Genomic DNA, 25,199 nt, shown 5'->3' on the forward strand with positions numbered 1-25,199 from the left:
CGAATGGCTAAAATGTGACCGCGCTTGAGACGGACGTGGAGGAGGGCCCCGAACGACCAAGGGGGACCCCCCATAGGGGAAGAGCAGCGGGTTTCGGGGAGCAGGCGCCCGCCGTTGCGGTTCCTGCTCTGGGCGGGGCCCGCCCTCATGGTGTCCATCGCATATATGGACCCAGGGAATTACGGGACCGACATCGTCGCGGGGGCCGGTTATCAGTACACCCTCCTTTGGGCGGGGTGGCTGGCTTCGGGGATGGCCATGCTCCTGCAGTATCTTTCGGGGAAGCTTGGTATTGCCTCGGGCCGCTCGCTCCCCGAGCTGGTCAGGTCATCGCTCAGGCAGAGGAGATACGTCATACCGTTCTGGTTGGCGTCGGAGGCGGCTGCAGCAGCCACGGACCTGGCGGAGTACCTTGGCACCGTCCTGGGGCTGAACATCCTGAGCGGCTTCATGGGGCACCCAATCCCGCTGATTTACTGCGCCATCTTCGGAGCCCTTGACGTCATCCTTCTGCTCACGATGATGACCAGGCGGTTCCGCCTGGTTGAGCAGTACTTCGCCCTGCTCATCAGCATCTTGGTCGTCGGAATCTTCTACAATCTGTTCGTCGTGAAACCAGACCTGACCCGGGCGGTGATAGGGTCAGTCATTCCTCTGGCGCCTGACAACGCCGCCCTCCTGATAGTGGTCGGGATGATCGGGGCCACGGTTATGCCTCATGCCCTCTTCGTCCACTCGTGGCTAACCAAGAACAAGATGGACATGATGGGAGGTGGAATCGACGGCGCGCCCGCCCTTTCAATCACCGACTCTCTGGGGAGCGGCGGGCCGACGCCCAGGGCCCACCCGTTGGAAGAGAAGAGGAAGACCAACAGGCTTCACAGGAACGAGACGATAGTCGCGCTCACCGTAGCCGGGGCCGTAAACGCGGGGATCCTGCTGGTGGCTGTTCCCCTGTTTCATGGGACAGGGGTGAACGTGGACCTGACTGTCGGGGGTTTCATCTCCAGCCTGGCCCAGATCTACGGCCCCCTCATCGGGATACTTTTCGCCCTCACCCTCCTGGCCTCGGGATTGTCATCCTCCGCCCTCGGGACGATTGCAGGACAGGTCATAATGGAAGGGCTCATCGGAAAGAGGTGGAACGTCTGGGCCAGGAGGCTTATCACGAGATTCGTGAACGTGTTCCCCACGACCGTAGCCATAATCCTTGGGCTTAGCCCTCTCCTGCTCCTCGTCTACAGCCAGGTCATCCTCAGCCTGATGATCCCGCTCCCGATGATTCCTCTCGTGTACTACACATCCAAGAGCAAGTTCATGGGGGAGCTCGTGAACGGCAAGGCGATGGTGGTTCTTGCGATAGTCACCGTCGCCGTCATACTGGGGTTCAACGGATACCTGGTCACCGCGTTCTTCTGATGGGACCCGCCACTTCTGTCATCGCTTCGGAGACTCATCCAGGGCCGCCCTCTGTCGCCCGACTTCTCCTAACTCGAATGGGAAGACAACCCACTCCGAGACCGTTTCTAAGAAATAGTCCGGTTCCTCCCTGCTCCAGGGCTTCCTGAACATCACCGCAGTCTCCAGAGACTTTGGACCCTGAGCGAAAAGGTACTTCCTCATGAATGCCAAGGTGTCACCCTCGTCGACCAGGTCGTCGACCAACAGGACGTCCTTCCCGGCGACGCCCTCAGTAAGGGTCGAGAGGATCTTTGGAGGAGTCCTCTTCCCGATGTCGTTATAGGACTTCACGTTCACGAAATCAATCTTCACGTTCAGATGGTCTGAGACCACCATAGCCACGGGGATCCCTCCCCTCGCGATTCCCACCACTAGGTCGTAGTGCCTGCCGTTGGCGCGCACCTTCTCGGCGAGAGCCTCGGCAAGGTTACCGTACTCTGACCAGCCGATGTACCTGAAGTTGGGCATCCGTCGGTGTCGCCCTCCTTACGTAGTTAACTGTTAGAAAGAAACTTCACGGGATGATGTGAAGGCGTGGGCCGGGGCGGAGTCGGACCGCCGACTTTGGCGCGCGGATCGCTTCGCCGTGTAAGGGCGACGTCATAACCAGGCTAGACCACCGGCCCGAAGGGCGCGACCGTCCATCAGTAATAAGGCTTGGAGCGGCGAGGAGGCGAATCAGATTTTAACAGCCAACCAGAGGCAGAACACGGGATGACCAAGCCAGCGAAGATTGTCTCCGTGACCGCGAGGGAGGTGCTCGACTCGAGAGGGAACCCGACCGTGGAGGTAGAGGTGTGGACTAACGTAACCAGCGGCCGGGCAAGCGTCCCGTCCGGGGCGTCGACCGGAAGGCACGAAGCGCTCGAGCTGAGAGACGGGGACCCGGAGCGGTTCCACGGGAAAGGGGTGTCCAAAGCGGTGTACAACGCGGCGCATATCCTGGGTCCCAGGCTCAGGGGGCTTGACCCTACCAAGCAGAGGGTGGTTGACGACACGATGATCCGACTTGACGGGACATCGAACAAGGGAAAGCTGGGGGCCAACTCGATACTCGCCGTTTCCATGGCCACCGCCAGAGCCGCGGCAAACGGGGAGGGGGTCAGCCTGTTCGAGAAGCTCAGAAGAGCGAAGTCGTACACCCTCCCAGTTCCCATGATGAACGTCATCAACGGTGGGGAGCATGCGGGCAACGAACTTGCGGTCCAGGAGTTCCTCATCGAGCCGGTGCACGCGGGCTCGTGCTCAGAAGCGATACGGGTAGGTTCGGAAGTCTATCAGTCACTGAAGTCTGTCCTTACGGAGAAGTATGGGAGAGGAGCCATAAATGTAGGCGACGAGGGAGGGTTTGCACCCCCTCTGAGGTCGACCCGCGATGCCCTTGGGGCCATACGCGAAGCCATAACCAAGTCAGGGCACGGGGAAGCGGACGTGCGGCTAGGCATAGATGCCGCGGCCTCGGAGTTCTTCAATGAAAGGACGGGGAGGTATAGTATTGACGGGAAAACCTTGGAACAGGACGCGTTGGAAGACTTCTACTCGTCCTTGCGCGACGAGTTCGGACTGCTCACCCTGGAGGATCCCTTTGATGAAGAGGCTTTCGACTCGTTTTCTTCGATAACCAAGAGGCTCGGCACCAGAACGAGAGTGATTGGGGATGACATATATGTCACGAATGTACAGCGAATCAAGAAAGGAATCCAGACTGGGGCGACCAACGCCGTCCTCATCAAGTTGAACCAGATTGGCACCTTGTCGGAGACGGAAGACGCTGTCGAACTTGCGCGAGGTGCTGGTTGGACCGTAGTGGTCTCCCATCGGTCAGGAGAGACCGAGGATCCGTTCATAGCGCATCTGGCGACGGCCTTCGAATCGGATTTCATCAAGACCGGCGCTCCCGCAAGAGGAGAGAGGGTCGCCAAGTACAACGAACTCCTCCGGATAGAAGAAGGGCTCGGTTCAAAGGCCAGGTACGCTGGGAAGAAGTTCTAGACAGGCGCAGGGGGTGGGACGCTCGCCCGTCCTTGTCGGACGGGTTTCGAACCCACGAGTCCCGTTAGAGACACAGGCTTAGCAAGCTTGCGCCCGCGCGGCTGCGCCTTACCAGGCTCCCCGTCTAGGACTCTAGGCTACCCCTGCGCGAGAGCCAGCCGATTTCTGGACGATAAAAACTTGAGCGGCGGTAGCTCCTCCGGAGTTCTCCACCGCTCTCCGCCCCCATCTCACCAGGCTGGGAATCCCCCACGTAGACGAGGCAGCGTGGCCACGTCGCCATAGGGCTGCTCCCTCCCGGACCTCGCCCGGTTCGGCAATCAAGAGTCAAGCCCTCTCCTTCGAGAGGGCTGCCCCTCATGACCGCCCACCCCGGCGTGAGTTCGTCTTCCCTGCCCGGCGCGGGTGACGAGGAAGATGGCTTTACCCGGAGGTTACTGGCCTCTGCGTGAAGCCGGTTTCAGCACTCTCGAGGACGGCTACCCCTCGGACCCTACCCACCGCCGAACAGGTCGCCTGTAAGGGCTCGCTTTAAGTTTACCACACATGTCGAGTGGAACCTTCGAGACGGCTCGTGGCGCCGTGCAGGAGTGGGTCAGACCTCAGCGGGTAGCGACTTATGGCAGACGTGTGTGCTCCGCAATCGTGGCTTTCATCCTGCAGACGCTGCAGAGGCCGCCTGAAGATGGCTTTCCACACCGGGAACAGGGGACGGATTCCTTCTCCGGAGCACGGGCATAGTGAGAAACCACGTCCAAGCTCGACCTGAACATTACGTTCTTGATCCCTGGGTGTTTGGACTCCAATACGTTGAGGTGGTCCCTGACCTCGCTCCTCAGCCCTTCGTGCATATAGGGACAGCTAACGCTCTGGAACGGGACCCCTGCCTGATAGGCAAAGAGGGCGACCTCGGCCTCGTATATCTCCATGAATGGCTTAACCCTCCTCACAGGGAAGCTGTCATCAGCATAGGCCGGGTCGAGCCACCCGAGGCGGGCTACATCTCCGTGCATCAGGTTCAACATGAAGGTCTGGACGTAATCGTCCAAGTTGTGGGCAGTGGCCACCAACGAAGCCCTGACTCGGGTGGCTGCTTCGTCGATAGCCCTCCTTCTGAAGACACCACAGAAGCTGCATGACGAGACGTCCCGCTCCTCTTTCCAGTCGAGGGCCTCGTCGAGCGAGAAACCGAACAACTCCTTATAGGACAAGGTTACGTGTTCGATTCCCAGCTCTCGGGTCATGCGTTCGGCGTGCTCTATAGCCTCATCTCTGTAGCCCGCGACCCCTTCGTCTATCGATATCGCGACCAGGGGGTTCCTCCGTCCGGCGTAGAGCTCCGCGAGGACCTTGAGCAGCGAAAGGCTGTCCTTCCCCCCCGACACTGCCACTGCCACCTTTTCCCTCGGCCCAATCATCTTATACCTGGAGATTGTCCGCCGCGTCTTCTCGACTATTGACTCCATGAAGCACGACTTGCAGAGGGTCTCTCCAGAGTACTGCTTGGTATAGAACCCGCTCCCCCTGCAGCGTACGCATTCCATCTGCCGCCGTATGAGTGAAGGTCAGTATAAAGTCCCAACGCTTAAAGCGATAACGGCTTCCAGCCGACTTTGTGCAGCCTGAGAAGTACAAGAAAATCGAGTTCCAGTGGGGCCTGGTCCTTCTCAGGACCAAGCGATTCCAGTCCATCATGGATAGGCTGGGTTCTAGTAGGATTTCAAAGCCGACCGGGTGGCTCCTACTCTATGCGATGCCTGCCGCTGCCGCCTCGGGGTTCTATCTTTTCTTGAGCGAGTTGGGTATCCTGCTTTCCCCACGTGGGCAGGAGGTAGCGTCATTCGTGAGGACCCTGGGACCTCTGGCGAACATCGGAATACCCGGGATCAACCCCTACCTCCCTCTAGTCTACGGTTGGGTCGCTCTTGTTGTTGCAATGGTCGTCCACGAAGGAGCCCATGGCGTGATAGCCCGGAGCCTAGGCCTCCCGGTGAAGTCTTCTGGGCTGCTCTTCTTCCTCTTCGTCCCCGTCGGGGCATTCGTAGAAGTAGACGAGGGAGCGATGAAAGCCGCGCCCCACTCGCATTCGGGGAGGGTACTCGGGGCGGGCGCAGGAATCAACGTGCTCGTGGCGCTGCTGTGCCTCATCCTCCTCTTCGGCGTCACATCGACTATGCATCCAAAGGTAGACGGAGTAGCCATCGTCGGGGTCACTCAGGGATACCCAGCCCAGAAAGCGGGCATGACAGCGGGAGAGTTCATCCTGGCGGTCGACGGCGTTCACTACAGCGAACCTTCACAGCTGTCGAGTGCCTCATGGTACAAGATAGGAGAGAACGTTACGATGACAATATGGCACGGAGGGGCCATCAGTAACTACAGCCTGACCGTAGCGTCCCTCGAACTTAACAACACCCAGACGGGCCAGATCAGCGTCGTCCCGTACATCGGAGTGCAGATTATAGGGTACTCCGGACTGCAGCAGACGGCTTCTACCTACGCAGGGTCGTTCTTCACGAGGCCGGCTCTGTACTTGTGTATCCCCACGATACCCAACTGCGAGTCTGTCGTCCCGTTCTCCGGGAGCTTGGCACCCTACTATTCGTCGGCCCTGGGGGCAGGGTTGGTCCCTGTCGCTTCCCTGCTCTACTGGCTCTTCTTCATAGACTTCAACCTGGCCATATTCAACGCGCTCCCGATATACCCCCTGGACGGCGGGCAGGCCTTCTTGGTCGGGGTGAGGGCGCTGGGACGAGGGAAGTGGAGTGAAACGACCCTCATGCGGATAACCACTCTGGCCACCGTGGTCGTGGTCGCAGTCCTCTTCGGGGTCATCGCGGGGCCCTACTTCTTCTAGGGCGACCCGGCACGCCGACGGGGTGGCTCGTTAAATATCGGACGGGCGTTGACCGGTGATGTCGAGCATTCCACCTCCGCCGGGGGTCGAGAACCAGATTCAACAGTTCGCTCAGCAGTTCGTGACTACGACTACGTTCCTCCTCGGCGTCATAGATAACACCGTAATTGACGTCATGAGGGTGGCTTATGTTTCGCTGCTGATAGTCGGTATACTCCTGTATTACACCCACTCGGCTCAGAGGCTGGGGAAAGATCTGATAAAGGGTGGAGTGGCTTTGGCCATAATCTCAGAGTTCCTTGTCCCCTGGCTCGTCAAGCTCTGAGAGAGTATCTCAGCAACGCCACGATTCCTCCAAAGGAGGACACCTGCTTGCCGAACTCCATGGAAGAGTCGGCCAAGTACACGTTCCCCCCTTTCCCCTCAATAGTGTTCAGTGTGTCGACGAGCTGCGCCTCGTCCACCCCCGAAGCGAACACGTCGTCAGAAACCGCGCAGGCCTCCACGGCGCCTGTCGGAGCTGCCTCGGCGACCCTGGGAAGGGTGTAGGTAACCTTCGGATCTCCTGTTGAGACCCGTTTCACCACTTCCGCGACGAGCCGCTGCATCTCGACCATGACCGAGTCTCTGGCCAGCGACTGGAAGCCAGGGGTCTTGATGAGGGCCCGGACACCGTCGGAGCCTGTGATGTCCATCCCCTCTATTATCGCTACTTCTTTGCCCTTCAGCCTCTCCCTGACCTGGTTGGCCACGGCGTTCTTGAAGTTCCCGGGTCCGGCCAAGACGATTTTGTCTCCATCCTGGTAGACTTGGGCGACCGTCTCGGCGACCTTAGACAGGTAGGGTCGAGGACTCTGCTCTTCACCCATCTTCCCCCCGAGGCCTGACTCTGTCGTGGCCACGACTGACAGGTGCGAGCCGCTGAGCGTGCCAATCCCTGCATCCCTCCTGTCAACGGCGACGAGGATGAACCTCGCTGTGGAGCCTTCTGGCTGTCTGACGAGCCGGATGTCCAGCGGGGTCCACGTGCGCTTCCGAATCGTCAGGGCATGTCCAGGCGAGAGGGTAACTGAGTGGGACCCTGCCTTCGTCACGGTCTCGTCGCTGGCTTCGACTATTGTCCCCCTTACCCTGATCCTTTCGATGCTGCTGTCAAGGTGGATTTGATTCACGGAAAGAGCCAGAGCCACTTTGACCCTCTCGCCTCTGTCCGGCCTGGAGTACTCGTCCTCATTCTTGATGACCCGCGAGCTTCTGGTGACAATCACATCCCCCTTTGCGATCAGGCGCCGCAGGACCCAGAGGTCTTCCGCTGACTCGATTGTAAGAGAGCAGTAGCCGTGCTTCGGGTTGAACTCGTTTACAATCATTCTTGTCGCCCACCCGTGATCCCTATGTGGCGTGTCGTCACTATCCTGCGCCTCCCGTCAAGCTCTTCGGTCAGCTGCGCTACGGAACTCCATACGAAGCGCTTCCATGGGTCGTCGCCCTGCGCCGAGTCCCTAGTCAAGGCTGAGGAAGCCCTGCCCCCCCTCCTGAAGACGAATGCTTTCACACCCCTCCCGACCAACCTGATTACCTGCTGCTTATCAGTGAGAGGGCCATAAAACCTGCAGCACCTTTCGAGGAGTTGTCTATTGGAAGGATCACGACGCTCCGGCCACGGCGGCCCGGTTACTCGAGCCCGAGGTCTCTGAAAGTCCCGATTCTGACATCGTCTGGGACCGAGTTCAGTTCGCCAGTCCGATGGCCGATTATCCCCTTCACACCAACTCTAGCAGCCGACTCCACCAGCCTCTGGGTCACAATTCCGTCGAAGATCAGGTACTGGGCACCGCCAGTCCCTTCCATCTTCTGGACGAGCTCGCTAATGGGGAACCTCCCGATTTCCTGGAGCCCGGTATCGAGGAGTACGGCTTCCAGTGTCCCGTTGAGGTTCGGATAGATTTCGCGCGTCTTGACCACTACCGGCTCGTCAGGCTCTTCTTGGGCCTTCGAGGGCGGGGCTTCTGTCGTTCCTCCCCTCTGCCTTCTCTGGGGAGCTTGCGGCTCGACCTTTTCCGCCTTTAGGAGGTTGATTACGTCAATAGGAGTGAGATCCTCGACCTCTTTCCCTGTGGGGGCGTGTAGGACTTTCTCTACATGCATGACCTGGGCGAGCTCCTTCTCAATGAGCTCCCCTCCCCTGTCGCCGTCGAGCACCGCTATCAGCCTCTTCTTCTTCCCCAGTTCGATAATCGAGTCTGGGACGCTGGTACCCTCCAGTGCCACGACGTTCTCTATCCCAGCCCTCAGGAAAAGAACTACGTCCGCCCGTCCCTCCACTAGGTAGACCAACTCGGAGGAGTAGACCCCTGGTCCGGCTGGTAGGTTCTCCAGCCCGTAGTTAATGACCTTAGCCCTCTTGGTGGACTCCGTGACGTCCTTCAGAAGGTTCTCCCCCTCGCTGGAGGTCTTGGAGCTCCAGTCTCTAACTATGAGCTTGGCCCTGTCCACTATTTGCTTCCTCTTGACGGCTCTCACGTCCTCGATGTTCCCGACGGTGAAATGAGCGCTGCAGGGTCCGACCTTATCTACGCTCTCCACCGCCGCCGCGATGAGAGCAGCCGTTCCTATGTCGGTTGACATCGGGATTATGACCTCTCCCCTGGTCCTGTCGTTCTTGGACTCGAGGTTAATTTCTATTCTGCCGACCTTCCAGCTCTTCTGGAGCTCGTTGAGGTTCATCTCAGGGCCGAAGAGACCTTCAGTCTGGCCGAAAATCGCGCCGATTACGTCGGCCCTTTCTACGACCCCGTCTACTTCAAACCTGAGTCTGACTAGATACTTTACTATACCTGAATCTGGCAACTCCCTTCTCTCCGTTCACTTTCTGTTTCACTCGTGCTTAACGGTGTTAATCGTTAATTGAATCACACCGATTTTATCGGGGATATAAACTTCGTGTTTTCTTTGCGTGCCATTAATGAAATGGTCGAGTCAGCCGTTGTCCCCTCCGCTGCGGGACCGCGTCTCTCCCAGCCCATATAGGCCGCCGGACGCTTCGTTCCAACCAATGTCGTCGGCCTTCACGAACCTCTCGAGGTTCTCGATGTGGAGGAAGACGCCTCTTGAAGCCGTCTCCAGCCTTTTGCGCTCGCTCAGGGAGGTAGCCACCCCCTCGCGACCCAGTTTCTTCGTATATTTCGATGCCAGCCTTGCGCCCTCGCTGTCCAGGTCTGTTAGTATGATGACCTTCGTTGAGCCTTTCAGGGCCCACGGCCCGCTTCTGCCAAGGAGGGAGACGGTGACCATCTGGCCGCGGTACCCCAGCTTCCTCAGCGCCCTGCTGTCCCTCTGCCCCTCTACCAGGACGGCCCACCCCTCTTCAGATCTGTCGTTGAGGGACCTGACAAACTCCGAGAGGAAGGCTTTGAAGGCCTGGTAGACCCTTTCTCGCCTGTCGATCACCCGGTCCACCTTTTGGAGAGTGTTGCCCGTCTCTGACGAGCCCGGATCATGTCCCAGCTTTCAGCGGGGAGCATCACCGAGCCTCTTCAACGGGCAAACGGCTCCCGTCTGTCGCGCGGCTGGGTAAACCATCCGCTCATCAAAGCGTCTCCGCCTTCGCAGGTGGCCGTTTGCCGCGCTTTAGAACGAAAGCCGTCTGCGGCGGAAGCTCCCCGGCGCTATTTTAGGAGTTCGTACAGCACCGAAAGGTCTAGCTCGAACCCTGAGACTGGGACCCCCATCCCGAAGGCTTCGATGGCTTCGGGTTTCAGCTCCCCTACGAAACCGAGCTCCGTCTCTCCCACTCTGATTCCAGCGCACCTTCCCTGGGTGAAGGCCCAGTGGTCTACTGCGGGAGTCGCGATTTCCTCCTCTGAGACAAGGCGGCAGAGCGCGTCCAGGTACATCTTTGCTTCGGTGAATGACGACTGAGAGTGCGCCACCAGGCATCCCAGGTGCCAGGACTCGGCTACACCGCTTTCGGACCTTGAATAGGTTCTGCCGACTTCGTAGACCTTCTGAGGATAGTCGGACTTCACATTCCCAGTGAGCGCGGCCATGAGCGAAGGGATGAGCGAGTCCCTTAGCAGGGAATGATCCAAGCTCTTAGGGTCCTGGACCGCCACCCTGTCTGACGAAGGTCGCCGGAACAAGGAGTAAAGTGACTTCTCGTCGACCAACTCGTAGGTCATGAGCTCTACCATCCCTTCCTCCGCCATGACAGTGGACACCAAGTCGAGGAATTCTTCGAAGGGGTTGAAGGCACCTGGTTGCCCGCTCGGCGGATACACCGGTGCTATCTTGTCCAACCCATAGCCAAGGGCGACCTCTTCGGCAACATCTACCCGGTGCAGGAGATCGACTCTGTACCTCGGCCCCAAGGCTTTCCCTCCGCTCACGCCCATCCTGCTCTTCGCCAGAGCGCGAAGAACCTCCTTGCGAGACAGGTCGAGGCCCAGGACCGACCTGACCAGACCCAGGTCCAGGGGGATCCCTATGGGGGTGAGGTCGGGGGTAGCTCTCGCTCCGCTCTCATACTTCACCAAGACCGTCTTCAGGTTTCCGCCTGCCTCCGCCAGCGTGGTCGCCATGACAGCTAGCACGTCGTCCCCCGCAGCCAGATCCGTGCTCGTGACGTCCACGAAAAGGCGTTTCGTCTTCGTCGTCACCCTCGTCGCGTTTCCATTGATAATCGGCGGGAAGGATAGAACCGTCCCCTTCGAGTCACAAATTACTGGGAAGATCGTCCCCCCCGGGAGGGTTGGCCCATATGCCCGCCCCTCACTGGTGCTTGTCAGTATCGAGGCCATCGAGGAAGGCTCTTTCGCTCCCAGGGGGACGAACTCGAACGAAGCCGGCACCCCCCTGTAATACAATGGCGGGGAGATTGCGTCCATGTCGTGGAGGCCGATGGCTACCCTCTTCCGCTTCCTCCCGAGGCCGTTGTGTAGGTCCTCCTGGAGCGAGATCACCTGCCTGACATCTTCGTCGTCTAGTTCCAGACCCGCAACGACACAACAAGCGATGTATGGTCTTACGGACGAGAGTCTCCGGTCTACGCTCACGAACACCCCAGACGGCTTGGTGCGGAACATAGGTAGCCCCACTTCCTTACCAAGCAGCCCCCTCATGGCCCGCGCGATGCCGTAGTCCGTACCCAAGTCGGGCCTGTTTGGGCTGTACTCCACCCTGATGAAGTCAGTCCCGACCTCTTCGATATCCAGGCCGATGTAGGGGAGACGGTCGACTATCTTCCTCCGATTCCCCCCGACCATCTTCGTAAAGCGAGGGAACTCTAATCTAACTACCGGCAAGCTCTCTCCTGTTCCTGAGCCACGAGAGGTCAGACCCGTATAGGGCCCTCATATCGTCCAGGCCATACCTCATCAACATCAGCCGTTCTATCCCAGGTCCCCAGGCCAAGACCGGCACCCTTACCCCCAGAGGGACTGTGACCTCCGGGCGGAAGACCCCAGATCCTCCCAATTCAATCCAGCTTTTGAAAGCCCTTGAGTATCCCATCACCTGCAACGAGGGTTCAGTGTAGGGGAAGTATGTGGGCCATAGCTTCACGTCGGCCATCCCCAGCTTCTTGTAGAACTCTGTGAGGAACCCCATCAGATGCCTGACGTTGAGCCCGTTGCCTACCATGATCCCGTCCATGTGGTGGAACTCGGCGAGGTGTTTGTAGTCGAGGTTTTCATTTCTGTAAACCTTTGAAACGGCGAAGACCCGAGTCTCTCTTTCCTTCGACTCCGAAAGGGCCTTGACAGTCAGAACCGTGTTGTGAGTCCTGAGGACGAGGCGCCTCGCCTCGTCAATGCGCCAACTGTAGCCCCAGCCCCTGCTCCCCGTCTTCCATCCATCTTCGTGTGTAGCCGCGACGTTAGCGACGAGCCCCTTCCTAGCGAGACCCTTGTCAGACAGCCCAGCGAGGTAGAAGGTATCCTGCATCTCCCTGCCTGGGTGGTCCTGCGGGATGAAGAGGGCATCGAAGTTCCAGAAAGCCGGATAGACGCTCCCTCCCTCGAGCTCGGTGAACCCCATCGAGATGTAAGTCTCCCTGACCTCCTTGATGAAGTCCCTTACGGGGTGCCTCCGGCCCGGGTAGAATCGGGGTGCCTTGGCTTCCACGTCGATAGGCCTGAGCTTACTCTTCTTCCAGGACCCCGTGGTCAGGGCTTCTGTGGTCAGCCGGTCTAAGAACTCGCCCCCAGCGTCGGTTGCGGAGGCGCGCCTGCCATCGTCGGTGATGACTACCGTCGTGCTTCGGTTCTCCACCCGCCTGACTATCCCGCGCTTGAGCATGTCGGGAAGGAGGGAAGCCTGATCCGGCGGAAGCTCCCCCTCAGGCCTCCCGTCCTTCAACGACCCCAAAAGGGAACGGAGAGCCTTGGGTCCCTCTGCATTTCCGATCCTCACGGCAGGGACCGATTCTCCGTCCACCCTGACCCATCCGCTCCCCCTGGCCCTTCCTAGAGCGGCCGAGAACTCTTCAGGGGAGGCGAAGGCACCCTTGAGGTCCTCGACGGTTAGCAGACTCGTAGACTCGCTCACCTTGCGGACGAGCTCGAGTTCCGGGGGCTCTTTTTCGACCTCCAGCCTCCGTTCAACCGTGTTCCCGATGGTGATCAATCCCTTGGAAGAGAGCCACTGGAGGGCTCTCCTCACCTGGTCCTCGTTCAGTGAGGTGGCGCTGACAATCACTTCGAAGGGAGCCGACGAGAGGGGAGCCAGTACGGACAGAACCTTCCTCTCGAGGGGGTGGAGGGCGCTGGGCATGTATTGTTACCTTCCCTTCGAAGATAAGTAGTTCCTGCTCTTCGCTAGGAGGTCCTCGGCGTCCTTCGTCATGGCGTCTCGCTTCCTGCGGTGCTCTTCTAGGTATGTCTTGACGAGCCCGGTGACCTCCTGCTTGCACCCTCCGCAGAGCCGAGTCCCTCTGGTACACTCCTGGTTGACGATCTCCACGTGATGGTCATCCTTTGCGAAGTGGAAGCGGTAAAGGTCATAGACCGGGCAGATGTCAGGCCTACCGCCCAGGCGGCGCTGCTCCTCGACTGTGTCCCTCCCGCCAGTGAACGCGGTCGAGATTTTCTTGGAGGCGTCCTTCGACCCGCTTTCCAGCGTGATGAGGGAGTCGGCCGCCCTCTTGGACATCTTGTCGGAGCCGTTAAGGCTCAGCATAAGGCGGTGATAGATCGAAGAAGGAGGGACGAAGCCATACTCCTCGTGATACCTCGCAGCAAGGTCCCTCGAGAGCCTGATGTGAGGGTCCTGGTCAGCCCCGACCGGGACCAGCACCGGCTTGGGCCCGCCCAGCTCGGGGAGCTGCGGCATCAAGATGTCTCCCGCTTGGTACAGCGCTGACATGTAGAGTCCTATCTGCCTCTCGCCGTAGATGGCCCTGAGCATATTGTTGGTGACCCCCTTCGAGAACACGGTCCCGAGTTGCAACACTTTCAGGTTCTCGCTCTGGAGATAGACCACCGCCCTGTCGGGGTCTAGGCCGAGTGCGAGTATGTCGGCCACGTTCCTGATAGCGATCTTGGAGGTCTGCTGGAACGAAAGCCCGTTGTCTGCGTAGGCTTCGACGTCGGCGATGGCGTAGTAGACCGTCGCTTTTTCCGACAAGGACTGAAAATACACCATGTCGTCGGCTGTCATCTTCGTTCCGAGATGGAAATCCCCCGTGGGCTTAATGCCGCTCATTACGGCGTAGGGCCTATGGGCGTCGATGGCGTCGAGGACTCTACCAAGGTCCCGCTGACCGAAGTCGATTCCGCGGCTGAGGTGAGGGCTGGGGGTCCTGAAGCGCGAGAGGAGTGAGGCTACTGGCTCGATTCCGAACTCAGACTGGAGTCTGGCATAATCCTTGACCGAACTGGTCCCCCATGGGTCGAGCCTTTCCTTCTCCACACTACTTTCGCCTGGCCGCCTTCGGATATAACCACTCCTCGAGGGCCTCCTTCAGCCGGTTAGGTTCCCAATGACCCTTCCCTGCGGGTCGATCTCGCCCTTCCTTATCCTCGTTGAAGATATCGGCTCGGAGTCTTCAGCCAGCACGTAATTCACGACCACCACCTTGAGGGGAGGGAACCCCTTCTTCCTGCGAAGGGCGTTTGCCAAGGAGACCCTCTTGGCGGTCTCTCTGCTGACCACGATTGCCTCCACCTCGGGGGATGCTATCCCCGGCCCGAAGTAGTCGTCAAGCTTCGCTACCAGATGCTGCCTTCCAGGGAACCTCTCGCTGATGAGCGCCTCTAGCGCCATCACCCTTTCCTTGTAGCCCTGGTCAGGGGTTTTCCCCTCACTTCGGGCGAATTCATCTGAGGTCACCCCAATGACCACGCGCTCCCCTACCTCGAAGCTCTTGGTGATCAGGGCCAGGTGACCCAGATGGAGATGGTCGAACGTCCCTCCGGTAGCCACCGTCTTGAACTTCAATGCCTCCGCCACTCTCCACAAATCAGTTGAAATAGCACAGGCGCTGCAGGTGGCACAAACACCATAAAGGATTTGTGAAAGAATGATACTAGTCCCCGAAGAGTACAGGAAATCTGGCCAGATCACGAACCAAGTGAAGGCTGTGGTCAGGTCGGCTGTGAAGCCCGGGGTGGGTCTTCTTGAGATCTGCGACTTGGTGAAGACAGAGGTCGAGTCGAGAGGAGGGAGCCTGGCTTTCCCCACTGGGGTAGGAGTCAACGAGATGACAGCCCACTACGCGCCCCAGAACGGAGACGCCACGACCGTCAGGGAGGGGGATCTGGTCAAGGTGGACTTCGGCGTCCACATAGACGGTTACGTGACCGACACGTCTGTGAGTGTGACTTTCAACCCAGAGTACAACCTCCTCCTGGAAGCGACTGAGAGATCTCTCGAGGCGGCCGTGGCCACCGCGAGGCGGGAGCCGAGGACGGGGGAGATAGGGAGAGAGATTCACCGAGAGGCTGCCAGGTTCGGGTTCAAGACCATAGAGAACCTGACAGGACACACTGTGGACAGATGGGTGGTCCACGCGGGGAAGAGCATCCCTAACCTGTACATGCCAGGTATGCAGTCCCTCAAGAAGGGCGACGTCTTCGCCATCGAGCCATTCCTTACGTTGGGCTCGGCGGCGGGGTACGTGGTCGATGGAGATTCGAGGACGATTTTCTCGATAGTGGCAAGGAAGAAGACCGGAGTGCCTGAGCTCGACGGGTTCGCCGATAGGGTCTGGGCTGAGCGCAAGACGCTCCCCTTCACCCCCCGCTGGTATGCCGAAGAATACGGGAGCAGGAGGCTCCCGGAAATCATCGACCGGCTGGTGGCCAAGAGGATTGCCAAGGCTTATCCCGTTCTGGTGGAGGCTTCAGGGAGTCCCGTGGCGCAGTTCGAGCACACCATGGCCCTCGACGACGGGGGCCTTACAGTCCTAACCTGATGGCTTCTGACCTTCGGCGTAGACCAAGCTGACCCTGGTCGAGTTACCGCACTTCGAGCATTTCGCCGCCTCCTTGGTGACGTAGTCGCCGACAGCGAAGGCCCTCTTGGTCTTCTGACCGCAGGCGGGACACTCTTCAATTGTGTAGACTAAGAGCTTGGTCTTTTTGTCAGGACCGGGAACGGAGCTCATCATTGTGCCACACCGAGGGTGTTGCCTATGCCTGCGACGACGACGTCGTCCCCTTCCTTCGTCTTCTCCTCTATCACCCTGTTGAGGACCTGGGTGACCTTGTCGGCCGCTTCTGCTATCTCCTTCCTCATTACGGTGATCGCTTCAAGTAGGCTCTGTTTCACGAGGATGGCATATAGGGGAACCTTCGCCTTGGTGGCAGCCTCTTCAATCTGGAACTTCTCGACCCCGATGCCTCCGATTGCAGCACCCACCCCTTCCGCTATCTCGCCTGTCTTCTCCCCTTCCAGCTTCAGAGCCGCGTCAATCATCACTATGGCGCTCGGCTTCACTCCCATCTCACCGACAATCTTCTGTATGGCCACCCCGGGCTGGCCCACATAGGCCATGGGTCCGTCCGCCTTCAGCACGTAGAGGTTCCTCCCTTTGTACTCGGTGACCGCCATCACAGTGTCCTTGGCAACGACTCTCTTGTCCTTGCCGGCCATTAGCCTGGAGACAACGACTGGCCCGATGCCATCACCGACCGGCTGCCCCATCTTGAACGAGTCGGTGGCGTTGAGCAGTGCGTCAGCTTCTTGGATTATCATCGGCATCAGCATCTGGAGCTGTACGAGTGTGAAGTACGAGTTGGTCTTCTTCCCAAGCAGATAGAAGTGGCGGACAATCTTGTGTATCTGGTTCAGTGACGTAGCGACCTCGAGGAGGTTCTCCGAAATAGATACGGTCACCGGATTGTTCTGGTTCAGAAGCGCCCCCACCTCTGCCCTGACCCGGTCGTTGTTGGTAGTGACTATGTGGTCTACCTTGCCGACAAGGCCGTTCGGGTCCATGTCCACCGGCATTATCGTGACGTAGTCCAAGAACTGGTCGACCCTCTGGGTCGGGTCGTTGGGAGCCTTTCCCACATTCACCAAGTAGTCGATGGCGTCCTTCCTCGCCTTGTCTTTCATCACCTTGAGCTTATTCAGCCCCCTGCTGATTTCGCTGAGTGCCAGATATGACTGAATCCTGGTCTGGTAGAGGAACGTCAGTGCGAAGAAGGCAATCCAGATCAGAGTGACCAGAGACGAGGTGTCGAACCCTGGGACCGCCTGTAGAACGTTACTGGAAGGGACAAACACTAGACTTTCAAAAATTGAAGCCGCGAACCCGGACTTAAATGTTCTGTATGAATGACTCGATTCTTTGATTGTGAAAGGCGCCGGCACCTCGGCTTCCCGACTCCTCTCGGAAGTCAGTAGCACCGGGGCGACGCGCGGTTTGACTTCTCCCCCTCTTGCGAGTCTGGGTTCGGAACGAGTCCAGGTCGGACCCACGCGCTATGGCCGGCTGAATGGCTCTTTTTTCGCAGGGGATTTAACTGTTTCAGCCGTCCCGTGCAAGATACCATGATTTGAGAGAGAATTGCCTCCTCCGTGATCGTGGAAACGGGTTCGCCGCGGACCTAGGCGCAGGATGGTTCGGCCTCATCGAGTGATGCTTTCTGGGAAGATACAGTCGCCGATGAAGCCCTTAAGAAAACGCGCGATAGGCCCAGAGAACCGTGCAGAGGAAGCTCCTGGACATCCTAGCCTGCCCCATAGACAAGCATTATCCGCTTGATATGCTCGAGTTCAGCCTTAGGGGCGGAGACGTGATTGTCGAGGGCGTCCTCGTCTGTTCCAAGTGCGGGAGGTACTACCCCATAATAGACGAAATCCCAGTCATGCTCCCAGACAGCCTGAGGAACAGGGAGGAAGACCTCGCGTTCCTAGAGAGGTGGAACCTGAAGCTCCCGGAGAAGGTGGTCCATGGGGGCAAGCCCTGGAGCCTATGACTCCTCCCGAAAACACCCACGAAACCCTAAAGCCACCAGTGGGTCGCCCCGGGGGCCGTGATGGGGGTATAGCCCAGATGGTATCCATGCGAATGGTTACTCGGGCAGCCAGGCAGGGCGACAGGCTCCAGTGAGACCAATGGCTGACACGGAAACGTGGATGACTTGACATTGGAGCTGCCGAAGAGACCTGTAGACCGTCGGTTCAAATCCGACTACCCCCACCACCCAACGTGCGCGTCGAAGGGATATTCAGCCGGGAAAAGAACAGCTGGGGCTAGGTTACGCCACCCAGTTTGAGGCCCGCCGCTAGGTTCTCGGCCTGGATCGCCGTTTGCCTCGCCACTTTGCTTCTTACGGCGCCTAACTTCCCCAGCCTGCTTGGGCAGTCACTCGGGGACACCTTCGGCAGCGTCTTCCCCGCCATCCCCTTCGCTGCACTCTTACTCCTCATCCTCGCCCTAAGGTGGGGAGAGCTACGGGACCTCCTCCTGAAGGAGGAAGGATGGAAGTCCGAGCCTACGACAAGGGTGATTGGAGTGGGAACCATCGTCGCGCTCGCCCTCTTGGAGCCCGTCACAGGCCAGAATGTGGCAGCGGCAGGAATAGCGGTAGTCCTTACCGTCTATGCGGCATCTTTGGCCGTCAACCCTCTCACGAAACGGTTCCTCCTCCCCTACGCCGCGATATATGCTACCGGAGTAGGTGCCCCCACTGTCCTCCAGTGGGCCTTCGGAGAGCCGCTCGCCTATCTATCTTCAGCCATCTCTTCGAGGCTCATCGACGTCTTGGGTTTCCCTGTCGCGTGGCATGGGACAGAGTTTCAGTTCGTCTCCAGAACCGGGGGTGTGATAAGCGGGGTCGTTGCCCCCGGCTGCTCCAGTATCATCTCCGTCACTACCTTCCTGGGGCTGCTGGCTCTCATGCACCTGGACATGAAGAAGGATTTCCGCTCTACGGCGACCCTGGCCCTCGCAGGGATAGCGGCGCTGACCATACTCAACGCTGTCAGGATAATGGTGTTGTTGTGGGTCGGTTACGTGGACGGTTCGGCCGCGTTCTGGGGGGTGCACAACTGGGTGGGATATGCGTTCTTCCTCGGGTTCTATCTCGCGGTGCTCCCCGTCTACTCCAAGATGGGGAGGGGACCGCGGGCATTTCCCCCGATGCCGGAAATGCCGTACACGCCCTAAATCAGATCCGGTTACTTGCCGTCCGAGCGTTTCGTATCTTACGGAGGTCGTGCCAGAATGCGCCTTTGAGGCCGGGGTTACGGAGGACCGCTGCCGGATGGTAGGCGCTGAGGTATCTCCTCCCTTGCATCTTTACGACCTTTCCTCTGACGCTCCCCAGGGAATCAACCCCCAACAGGGTTCTTGATGCGGTCCTCCCCAGAAGGACAACAAAGTCAGGGTCAACGAGCTCCAGCTCTCGGGAGAGATACGCGCCTCTGCAGATGTCGATTTCGTTCCTGGTCGGAAGCCTATTCTTCGGAGGCCTGCACTTCACGACGTTCGAGATGTAAGCCTGCTCACTCGCCACCCCGACCGAGTCGAGGGCCGAACGCAATATCCTTCCCCCTCTACCCACGAACGGCCTGCCGCTGAGGTCTTCTTCCCTCCCCGGCGCCTCCCCCACCAAGACTATCTTGGACCGTCCGGATCCCTCGCCGGGAACCGCGTTGGTCCTTCCTTTTGCCAGAGGGCAGAGGTGGCAGTTCCTCACCTCGACTGCCAGTGCCTCGAGCGTGTCGGTCTTCAACGGCGGTTCGACCGTGGTTCTCCTTCTCCGGTTAATTAATGGAGCCCGACGTGTAACCTCACCTTCGGTGGAACCTTGGGACGCATAGGACGAAAGTTCTTCCAGCGGTACACTCCGACTGTGGCGAAAGAGCTGATAGGGTCGCTGCTCGTAAGGAGGATAGACGGAGAGACCCTTTCAGGCGTAATCGTCGAAACGGAAGCTTACCGAGGACGGGAAGACCCCGCGAGCCACGCCTATAGAGGCAAGACCCCCAGAAACGAAGTCATGTTCGGGCCGCCCGGTCATGCCTACGTCTATTTCACGATGGGGATGCATTACTGCCTCAACGTAACCACGGAACCGGTGGGAAATGCGGCAGCTGTCCTCCTGAGGGCGATCGAGCCCGCCAAAGGTATGGGACTTATGTCTAAGAACAGGGGGATCGCGGACGTCCAGAGGCTCGCCTCTGGGCCTGGCAACCTGACCAAGGCGATGGCGATCGACAGGAGCCTCAATGGGGAAGACCTAGTGACGTCTGACAGGCTGTTCCTCGAGAGCGGCAGGCCGGAGGCGTCCATACTGGCGACTTCCAGGGTCGGCGTGTCGGCGGGGAGGTCGAACCCCTGGCGGTTCTTCTTGGAGGGGAGCAGGTTCGTCTCAAGAGCGCGGCCGGCGGCCGCCCCCAGAACCCATAACTAACTCAGGCTTGGACCGAAAAATGTGGGGTCGTCGGCTAGTCTGGTCTAGGCTTCAAGCCTTGGGTGCCCCCGCGGGCCGAGTTCGCTTGAGATCCCCGGTTCAAATCCGGGCGACCCCACTAAAACACAATCAAAGCTTCGACATTCCTCGTATCGCCGGGGACCTGCCGGCTAACCCTACGCCTTCCGCGAGCCAAATAGTCTGCACCTTCGGCTGGGTCTCCCCGGACTTTACCGACCATGTCGTCGCATGTGTTGATGTCAGACAGAAGACTTTGATTGCAGAAGTCGGCGTGGCATCGGCTGGGCACGTCCGCCTAGCAGCAGAAAATCTTTTGACTATCTGTCCACATAGGTTGATATAGTTACTCTAGCCAAGCTGAATGGGTTGCAGGCTGCGCCCCGCCGGGTCAAGACCATTTACAGCGTGATCGCTTCTCCACAGAGACTTGAGATTCTGAGGATTCTCAACATCAAAGGGCCCCTGACCTACAGCGCCCTGAAGACCCTGGCCGGGTTCAAATCGAAAAAGGAGTCGGGGAAATTCGCGTATCACCTCAGGAAGCTAGTGAAACAGCTGCTCATCCAGTTGAACCGGCAGGAACGCAAATACACGGTCACCAACCTAGGGAGGCTGGTCCTTAACCTGACAAGGCAGATAGAGGAGCAATCGCTGGTAGAAAGCGGCAAGCTCTATGTCAGGACATCCCATCAGACCATGGAAGAGTTCAACGCAAACAAGATACTCCAGTCGCTGGTGAAGGAGGCCGGGATGCCGGTGGAGCTGGCCCAGAAGATAACCAGCGAAACCGAGTCGAGGCTCTACAAGTTCCAGACCCAGTACCTTACGGCCCCCCTCATCCGCGAGATAGTCAACGCTCTTCTGGTCGAGCATAGCATGGAGGAGTACAGGCACAAGCTCACCAGGCTCGGGATGCCGATCTATGACGTCACCCAGCTCCTGGGGAAGGTGGGAGACGACGGCGGGAACGTGGAGGCGCTAGTCCATCAGACGGGGAAGCAGGTCTTCTCAGAATACCTTCTGCTGGAGCAGCTTCCCAGAGACGTGGCCGACGCTCACCTTTCAGGGGACATTCATATCACGAATGCGGGTTCCTGGGGGCTCACTCCCGACACAGTCTTCGTAGACCTCCTTTCGATGAAGCCAGCTGGGCTTAACCCCAAGGGGAAGATTGCTAATGCTTCGATGATTCCTGGCCCAGAGAATGCCGAGAGGGCCCTGGGGATAGTCCTCAACCTCGCCTCCATGCTCACCAGGGAGGTCTCCGATGAAGTGGCCTTCAGGAACTTCATCCAGTATGTGGGTCCGTTCTGCAAGTCGAGGGGGAAGAGGGAACTGGAATCGCTGCTGCTGCGGTTCTTCGAGACGGTCGGGTCTCCGGTGGCGGGCGCCGTCGGTCCAGCCATCAGCCTTGACCTGAACCCCTACAAGCACGACGATGTGGGCCGGGAAGTCCTGGACAAGGTCGTGGATGCGGCTTTGGGCGCCTATAGGACCTACGTCGAAGAGACCCCCAGGCCAGAAGTCAGGCTCCTGCTTGCCAAGCCGAACAGGGTCGACGAGACCCAGACCCTGAAGGATGCCGCTTCGATAATCTTCAACGGCGGGAGGATAGCTTTCTTCTCCACCGACCAGAGGAGGAGCTTTCTAGGACTGAACGCCAATGTCCTGTCCCCGGAATCTCAGGCGGACAACGTAAGCGTCCTGTATGGGCTCAGCCTGAACCTCCCAAGGCTCGCCTACGACTCCAACCAGGACGAGACATACTTCAGGGCGAAGCTCGCCCTTCTCATCGGGGTGGCGTCAGATGCCTTGTCAACGAGGAGGAGGCTGATTGAGAGGACTCTCAAGAGGGGACTCCTGCCTTCGCTCGCGTCGGGATCCGACGGGGTCACCTCCGACACCATGCCCCTCATCATGAACATGGTAGGGCTCGACGAGACCCTGGCCAGTTTGATACGGGACCCGACTACGGCTTCAAGGTACGACCTTGCCGAGAAAATAGTTGGGACGGCAACACAGGTTGCAGAAGACAAGTCCACCAAGATAGACAGGCTCGGGGTGGCCATGCTTGATCTGGATGGAGCGTCTAGGCTCGCGAGCTTAGACGCGGAGAAGTATGGGAAAGCCAACATTCAGCCCCTCATGAAAGGAGCATACACCCAGGCTCCTAGGCTCCAACTAGCGGACCTGGAGGTCCCAGAGAAAGTAGACTATATGGCAAAGTTAGCCGCGGGCCTTCACGGCGGCATGTCAGTGGCACTCGACGGATCAGCGGAAGAAGTCAGAGGGATTTACAACCTGATACTCAACGCGACCCCCAAACTCCCCTACTTCAAAGTGGACAGGACGATTTCGGTCTGCAGGAACTGCGGAGCGAAGCTCCCGCAAGGCGCAACCAGGTGTCCCCATTGCAGGTCGGTTGCCATGTCGCAGTATTCGACCGCGTCCTAGGGCCGCGAACGTGCTTTACTTTTTGTCAACAAGAGTTTACCGCTGAGCACTTCATGTCAGTCCCCGACGCCGTGACCCTCCAGTTCGAAGGTCAACTAAGAGTCAGCCAAGCCTGAAATATATGCTATGGGCGATGGGTGGGAGGCAGAAGTTATGACGTCAATCGTTGAGAATCCACGAGACTCTCCGGATGTAGGAGAGGAAGTCAAGGGGGAGGTCAAAATCCCGGTGGAGACCCTAGCTGCGTTCGGAGGAGACGAACTGCGAGCTCGGGTCTTCTATGAGAAGTATGCGTTGAGAGACGCGTCGGGCAGGCAGACCGAGAAGGTTCCAGCCGACATGTGGCGGAGGGTAGCCCAGGAACTTGCTTCTGTCGAGAAAGATGAGGCAACGAAGAAGGAGTGGGCAGGTAGGTTCTACTGGTTGCTTGAGAACTACCGGTTCGTCCCGGGAGGGAGGGTTCTGTTCGGGGCTGGACAGACGCGCAAGTCCACGCTGTTGAACTGTTACTTCTTCAAAATCCGTGAAGATTCGATTGAAGCCATCTTTGACTGGTGCAAGGAGGCGGCCAGGACCTACAGCTTCGGTGGCGGGGTGGGGACAGACATCTCCGTCCTGCGGCCCAGAGGGGCCCCAGTGAACAACTCGGCCATCTATAGTTCCGGGTCGGTCTCATTCATGGAGCTCCTCTCCACCACCACGGGGACCATCGGCCAGGCCGGGAGGCGCGGAGCCCTGATGATCACTATCCGGGTGGACCACCCGGACGTGATGGACTTCATCAACGTGAAGAAGGACCTCAAGAGAGTCAACTACGCCAACATTTCAGTGAAGATAAGCGACGACTTCATGAGGGCCGTGGAGACAGACGGGGACTTCCTCCTCCATTTCAAGAACGAGAAGGTAGAAGTGAACCGGACCGTGAGGGCGAGGGAAGTCTGGAAGTCCCTCATCAAGGGGTCCTGGCAGTCTGCCGAGCCCGGGGTCCTGTTCTGGGACGCCATCAAACGGGAGTCGACCACAGAGTACAACGGCATGGAGGTCCAGGGGGTAAACCCGTGCAGCGAGCAGACCCTTGAGAGCTATGGGTGTTGCTGCCTCGGGTCGGTCAACCTCAGCGCTTTCGTGAAGGACCCGTTCACTGAGAGGGCGAGCATAGACTGGGACCAGCTCACTAGGGCCGCCCAGTACGGCGTGAGGTTCCTGGACAATGTCCTCGACTACAACGCGGAGAGGCACCCCCTAAGCCAGCAGAAGGACGCATCCCTCTGGAGCAGGAGGATTGGGGTGGGAATAACGGGGCTGGGAGACATGCTGATCAAGCTCGGCCTGAAGTACGACGACGACTCAACCATTGAGTTCGTCGACCACCTGTTCGAGAAGATCAAGAACGTCTTCTACGGTTACTCCACTGAGCTTGCGAAGGAGAAGGGGAGCTTTCCCGCCTTCGACGCGGCCAAGCACCTAGCGCAGCCATTCATCTCCAGACTTGATGAGAACGTCAAGGAGAAGATCAAAGCCCAAGGGATAAGGAATGCCGCCGTCACGACAATCCCTCCGGTGGGGTCTGGGTCGATACTGGCGGGGACAAGCAGTGGTGTGGAACCGGTGTTCGCCCTCTTCTACACGAGGAGGAGCAAGTCCCTCAGTGAGGGGGAGTTCAAGGTCTTCCACCCACTGGTGAGGGAGTACACAGCCGCGACCGGGGCGAAGGAAGAAGGCCAGCTCCCGAACTACTTCGTCACCGCCCACGAAATCAGGCCCGAGATGAGAGTGAAGATGCAGGCCACCATCCAGAAGCACATCGACACGGCCATATCGAGCACTGTGAACCTTCCTGAGGAAATCACCCCCGAAGAGGTCGAGAAGATCTACCTGCTCGCCTGGAAGATGGGGTGCAAGGGCATAACCGTGTACAGGGAAGGGAGCAGGGAAGGAATCCTGGAGACCGAGAAGGTGGCAAAGAAGACCGAAGTACCGAGGGCGGCGGCTGCCTTCGAAAGGCCCAAGGTGATGGAGGGAAAGACCATGAAGTTGAAGCTCCCCCAGGGGAGCATCTACCTCACGGCAAATCTCGAGGACGGAGAAATCAGGGAGGTCTTCGTCACCCTAGGCAAGTCGGGAGCCGACGAGAATGCCGACGCTGCCGCGTTGGGCCGCCTGATCAGCCTCTACCTCCAGCACGGAGGGGACATCAGGAACGTAATCTCCACCCTGAAGGGGATCAAGGGGAAGTACGTTTCCTGGGATGGTGGGACTCAGCTCCAGTCAATCCCTGACGCTATCGCGAAGGCTCTGGAAATCCTGACCCTGAACCACGTGGTGAAGGAGTCCGGGTTCGTGGCCGAGCCGAAGCATGGAGCGGGACCTAGCACGGGAACCTGTCCAGACTGTCATGAAAGCACTCTCGTGTTTGAGAACGGGTGTTACCACTGCAACACGTGCGGCTACAGCAAATGTGAGTGAGCCCCTGAGCGAGGGGCTCTCACCCCCGCCCGACTGAGACGGTGAAAATGCGGCTAACCTCGGCCATTAGGTCTGTAGTCGCT

Annotated in this window: 23 protein-coding genes, 4 tRNA genes, 1 rRNA gene and 1 other RNA gene; 12 read left to right on the plus strand and 17 right to left on the minus strand. The window is 58.8% G+C overall.

Annotated features, from left to right (window positions below; genetic code table 11):
- The first annotated feature begins 24 nt into the window (after window positions 1-24).
- The gene (locus JRN21_08060; protein MDG6989261.1) at window positions 25-1,419 is read left to right on the plus strand and encodes an Nramp family divalent metal transporter; all 1,395 of its coding nucleotides are present in this window, start codon (window positions 25-27) and stop codon (window positions 1,417-1,419) included.
- A gap of 18 nt (window positions 1,420-1,437) precedes the next feature.
- Here the strand turns inward: JRN21_08060 and JRN21_08065 are convergent, their stop codons facing one another.
- Both JRN21_08065 and JRN21_08070 read right to left on the minus strand, forming a co-directional pair.
- The gene (locus tag JRN21_08065) at window positions 1,438-1,929 is read right to left on the minus strand and encodes a phosphoribosyltransferase (GenBank protein ID MDG6989262.1); all 492 of its coding nucleotides are present in this window, start codon (window positions 1,927-1,929) and stop codon (window positions 1,438-1,440) included.
- Window positions 1,930-1,996: 67 nt separating this feature from the next.
- Window positions 1,997-2,087, minus strand: a tRNA-Val gene (locus tag JRN21_08070).
- Between the two features lie 88 nt (window positions 2,088-2,175).
- Here JRN21_08070 and eno point away from each other — a divergent pair.
- Window positions 2,176-3,453, plus strand: coding sequence for a phosphopyruvate hydratase (gene eno, locus JRN21_08075; protein MDG6989263.1), 1,278 nt, complete (start codon window positions 2,176-2,178; stop codon window positions 3,451-3,453).
- 5 nt (window positions 3,454-3,458) lie between these two features.
- Here the strand turns inward: eno and JRN21_08080 are convergent.
- The 3 genes from JRN21_08080 to JRN21_08090 form a co-directional block, all read right to left on the minus strand.
- A tRNA-Ser gene (locus JRN21_08080) sits at window positions 3,459-3,600 on the minus strand.
- Window positions 3,601-3,641: 41 nt separating this feature from the next.
- An RNA gene (ffs, locus tag JRN21_08085) (signal recognition particle sRNA) lies at window positions 3,642-3,956 on the minus strand.
- A 114-nt stretch (window positions 3,957-4,070) separates the two neighbouring features.
- Entirely contained in the window at window positions 4,071-4,997 is a 927-nt protein-coding gene (locus JRN21_08090; protein ID MDG6989264.1) for a TIGR00269 family protein, read from the minus strand.
- A 71-nt stretch (window positions 4,998-5,068) separates the two neighbouring features.
- On the opposite strand from JRN21_08090, the gene JRN21_08095 reads away from it, so the two are divergent.
- The gene (locus JRN21_08095; GenBank protein MDG6989265.1) at window positions 5,069-6,310 is read left to right on the plus strand and encodes a site-2 protease family protein; all 1,242 of its coding nucleotides are present in this window, start codon (window positions 5,069-5,071) and stop codon (window positions 6,308-6,310) included.
- 58 nt (window positions 6,311-6,368) lie between these two features.
- Window positions 6,369-6,635: a hypothetical protein gene (locus tag JRN21_08100; protein MDG6989266.1), complete on the plus strand. Its 267-nt coding sequence runs from the start codon at window positions 6,369-6,371 to the stop codon at window positions 6,633-6,635.
- Here the strand turns inward: JRN21_08100 and JRN21_08105 are convergent.
- The 8 genes from JRN21_08105 to JRN21_08140 all read right to left on the minus strand — a co-directional run bounded on the left by JRN21_08105 (window position 6,625) and on the right by JRN21_08140 (window position 14,746).
- Window positions 6,625-7,680 (minus strand): pelota family protein, encoded by a 1,056-nt coding sequence (locus JRN21_08105; protein MDG6989267.1) that lies wholly within the window; start codon window positions 7,678-7,680, stop codon window positions 6,625-6,627. The genes JRN21_08100 and JRN21_08105 overlap by 11 nt on opposite strands.
- Window positions 7,677-7,880, minus strand: coding sequence for a hypothetical protein (locus JRN21_08110; GenBank protein MDG6989268.1), 204 nt, complete (start codon window positions 7,878-7,880; stop codon window positions 7,677-7,679). The genes JRN21_08105 and JRN21_08110 overlap by 4 nt, the downstream gene beginning before the upstream one ends.
- Window positions 7,881-7,984: 104 nt before the next feature.
- A complete protein-coding gene (locus JRN21_08115; protein MDG6989269.1) occupies window positions 7,985-9,160 on the minus strand; it encodes a DNA primase in 1,176 nt (391 codons plus the stop codon).
- 129 nt (window positions 9,161-9,289) lie between these two features.
- Entirely contained in the window at window positions 9,290-9,760 is a 471-nt protein-coding gene (locus tag JRN21_08120; protein MDG6989270.1) for a hypothetical protein, read from the minus strand.
- 218 nt (window positions 9,761-9,978) lie between these two features.
- Window positions 9,979-11,574, minus strand: a complete 1,596-nt coding sequence (locus tag JRN21_08125; GenBank protein ID MDG6989271.1) for a phenylalanine--tRNA ligase subunit beta — start codon at window positions 11,572-11,574, stop codon at window positions 9,979-9,981.
- 25 nt (window positions 11,575-11,599) lie between these two features.
- Window positions 11,600-13,081: a phenylalanine--tRNA ligase subunit alpha gene (locus JRN21_08130; protein ID MDG6989272.1), complete on the minus strand. Its 1,482-nt coding sequence runs from the start codon at window positions 13,079-13,081 to the stop codon at window positions 11,600-11,602.
- A 6-nt stretch (window positions 13,082-13,087) separates the two neighbouring features.
- The gene (gene trpS, locus JRN21_08135) at window positions 13,088-14,218 is read right to left on the minus strand and encodes a tryptophan--tRNA ligase (protein MDG6989273.1); all 1,131 of its coding nucleotides are present in this window, start codon (window positions 14,216-14,218) and stop codon (window positions 13,088-13,090) included.
- Window positions 14,219-14,269: 51 nt separating this feature from the next.
- The gene (locus tag JRN21_08140) at window positions 14,270-14,746 is read right to left on the minus strand and encodes a pantetheine-phosphate adenylyltransferase (GenBank protein ID MDG6989274.1); all 477 of its coding nucleotides are present in this window, start codon (window positions 14,744-14,746) and stop codon (window positions 14,270-14,272) included.
- An 82-nt stretch (window positions 14,747-14,828) separates the two neighbouring features.
- On the opposite strand from JRN21_08140, the gene JRN21_08145 reads away from it, so the two are divergent.
- Window positions 14,829-15,722: a type II methionyl aminopeptidase gene (locus tag JRN21_08145; GenBank protein ID MDG6989275.1), complete on the plus strand. Its 894-nt coding sequence runs from the start codon at window positions 14,829-14,831 to the stop codon at window positions 15,720-15,722.
- On the opposite strand, the gene JRN21_08150 is transcribed toward JRN21_08145, so the two are convergent.
- From JRN21_08150 to rrf, 3 genes are all read right to left on the minus strand, one after another.
- Window positions 15,714-15,914 (minus strand): hypothetical protein, encoded by a 201-nt coding sequence (locus JRN21_08150; GenBank protein ID MDG6989276.1) that lies wholly within the window; start codon window positions 15,912-15,914, stop codon window positions 15,714-15,716. The two genes, JRN21_08145 and JRN21_08150, sit on opposite strands and share 9 nt — an antisense overlap.
- Entirely contained in the window at window positions 15,914-16,981 is a 1,068-nt protein-coding gene (locus tag JRN21_08155) for a DUF1512 domain-containing protein (protein ID MDG6989277.1), read from the minus strand. Before JRN21_08155 ends, JRN21_08150 begins: the two co-directional genes overlap by 1 nt.
- Window positions 16,982-17,113: 132 nt before the next feature.
- A 5S ribosomal RNA gene (rrf, locus tag JRN21_08160) occupies window positions 17,114-17,250 on the minus strand.
- Window positions 17,251-17,460: 210 nt separating this feature from the next.
- Between rrf and JRN21_08165 the strand changes: the two genes are divergently transcribed.
- The 3 genes from JRN21_08165 to JRN21_08175 all read left to right on the plus strand — a co-directional run bounded on the left by JRN21_08165 (window position 17,461) and on the right by JRN21_08175 (window position 18,926).
- Window positions 17,461-17,733, plus strand: a complete 273-nt coding sequence (locus tag JRN21_08165; GenBank protein MDG6989278.1) for a Trm112 family protein — start codon at window positions 17,461-17,463, stop codon at window positions 17,731-17,733.
- Window positions 17,734-17,835: 102 nt separating this feature from the next.
- Window positions 17,836-17,960, plus strand: a tRNA-Trp gene (locus JRN21_08170).
- A 120-nt stretch (window positions 17,961-18,080) separates the two neighbouring features.
- Window positions 18,081-18,926, plus strand: a complete 846-nt coding sequence (locus tag JRN21_08175) for an exosortase/archaeosortase family protein (GenBank protein ID MDG6989279.1) — start codon at window positions 18,081-18,083, stop codon at window positions 18,924-18,926.
- 1 nt (window position 18,927) lies between these two features.
- Here the strand turns inward: JRN21_08175 and JRN21_08180 are convergent, their stop codons facing one another.
- Window positions 18,928-19,494, minus strand: a complete 567-nt coding sequence (locus JRN21_08180; protein ID MDG6989280.1) for a uracil-DNA glycosylase — start codon at window positions 19,492-19,494, stop codon at window positions 18,928-18,930.
- Between the two features lie 84 nt (window positions 19,495-19,578).
- Here JRN21_08180 and JRN21_08185 point away from each other — a divergent pair, with 84 nt between their 5' ends.
- The 4 genes from JRN21_08185 (at window position 19,579) to JRN21_08200 (ending at window position 25,116) form a co-directional block, all read left to right on the plus strand.
- Window positions 19,579-20,175 carry a DNA-3-methyladenine glycosylase gene (locus JRN21_08185; GenBank protein MDG6989281.1) on the plus strand — a complete coding sequence of 199 codons (597 nt, stop codon included), beginning with the start codon at window positions 19,579-19,581 and terminating at the stop codon, window positions 20,173-20,175.
- Window positions 20,176-20,198: 23 nt separating this feature from the next.
- Window positions 20,199-20,293 (plus strand) — tRNA-Pro (locus tag JRN21_08190).
- A 269-nt stretch (window positions 20,294-20,562) separates the two neighbouring features.
- On the plus strand, window positions 20,563-22,650 hold the full coding sequence (locus JRN21_08195; protein ID MDG6989282.1) for an ArsR family transcriptional regulator: 2,088 nt from the start codon (window positions 20,563-20,565) through the stop codon (window positions 22,648-22,650).
- A 153-nt stretch (window positions 22,651-22,803) separates the two neighbouring features.
- The gene (locus JRN21_08200) at window positions 22,804-25,116 is read left to right on the plus strand and encodes an adenosylcobalamin-dependent ribonucleoside-diphosphate reductase (GenBank protein ID MDG6989283.1); all 2,313 of its coding nucleotides are present in this window, start codon (window positions 22,804-22,806) and stop codon (window positions 25,114-25,116) included.
- The last annotated feature ends 83 nt before the right edge of the window (window positions 25,117-25,199 follow it).

The organism is Nitrososphaerota archaeon (assembly GCA_029785825.1).
Classification (GTDB): Archaea; Thermoproteota; Nitrososphaeria; order Nitrososphaerales; family Gagatemarchaeaceae; genus UBA183.

Excerpts from the sequence above, each read along its gene's own strand:
- JRN21_08065 (MDG6989262.1), bottom strand. The coding sequence starts at position 1,929 with ATGCCCAACTTCAGGTACATCGGCTGGTCAGAGTACGGTAACCTTGCC.
- eno (MDG6989263.1), top strand. The coding sequence starts at position 2,176 with ATGACCAAGCCAGCGAAGATTGTCTCCGTGACCGCGAGGGAGGTGCTC.
- JRN21_08090 (MDG6989264.1), bottom strand. The coding sequence starts at position 4,997 with ATGGAATGCGTACGCTGCAGGGGGAGCGGGTTCTATACCAAGCAGTAC.
- JRN21_08100 (MDG6989266.1), top strand. The coding sequence starts at position 6,369 with ATGTCGAGCATTCCACCTCCGCCGGGGGTCGAGAACCAGATTCAACAG.
- JRN21_08105 (MDG6989267.1), bottom strand. The coding sequence starts at position 7,680 with ATGATTGTAAACGAGTTCAACCCGAAGCACGGCTACTGCTCTCTTACA.
- JRN21_08125 (MDG6989271.1), bottom strand. The coding sequence starts at position 11,574 with ATGGTCGGGGGGAATCGGAGGAAGATAGTCGACCGTCTCCCCTACATC.
- JRN21_08130 (MDG6989272.1), bottom strand. The coding sequence starts at position 13,081 with ATGCCCAGCGCCCTCCACCCCCTCGAGAGGAAGGTTCTGTCCGTACTG.
- JRN21_08145 (MDG6989275.1), top strand. The coding sequence starts at position 14,829 with ATGATACTAGTCCCCGAAGAGTACAGGAAATCTGGCCAGATCACGAAC.
- JRN21_08150 (MDG6989276.1), bottom strand. The coding sequence starts at position 15,914 with ATGAGCTCCGTTCCCGGTCCTGACAAAAAGACCAAGCTCTTAGTCTAC.
- JRN21_08200 (MDG6989283.1), top strand. The coding sequence starts at position 22,804 with ATGACGTCAATCGTTGAGAATCCACGAGACTCTCCGGATGTAGGAGAG.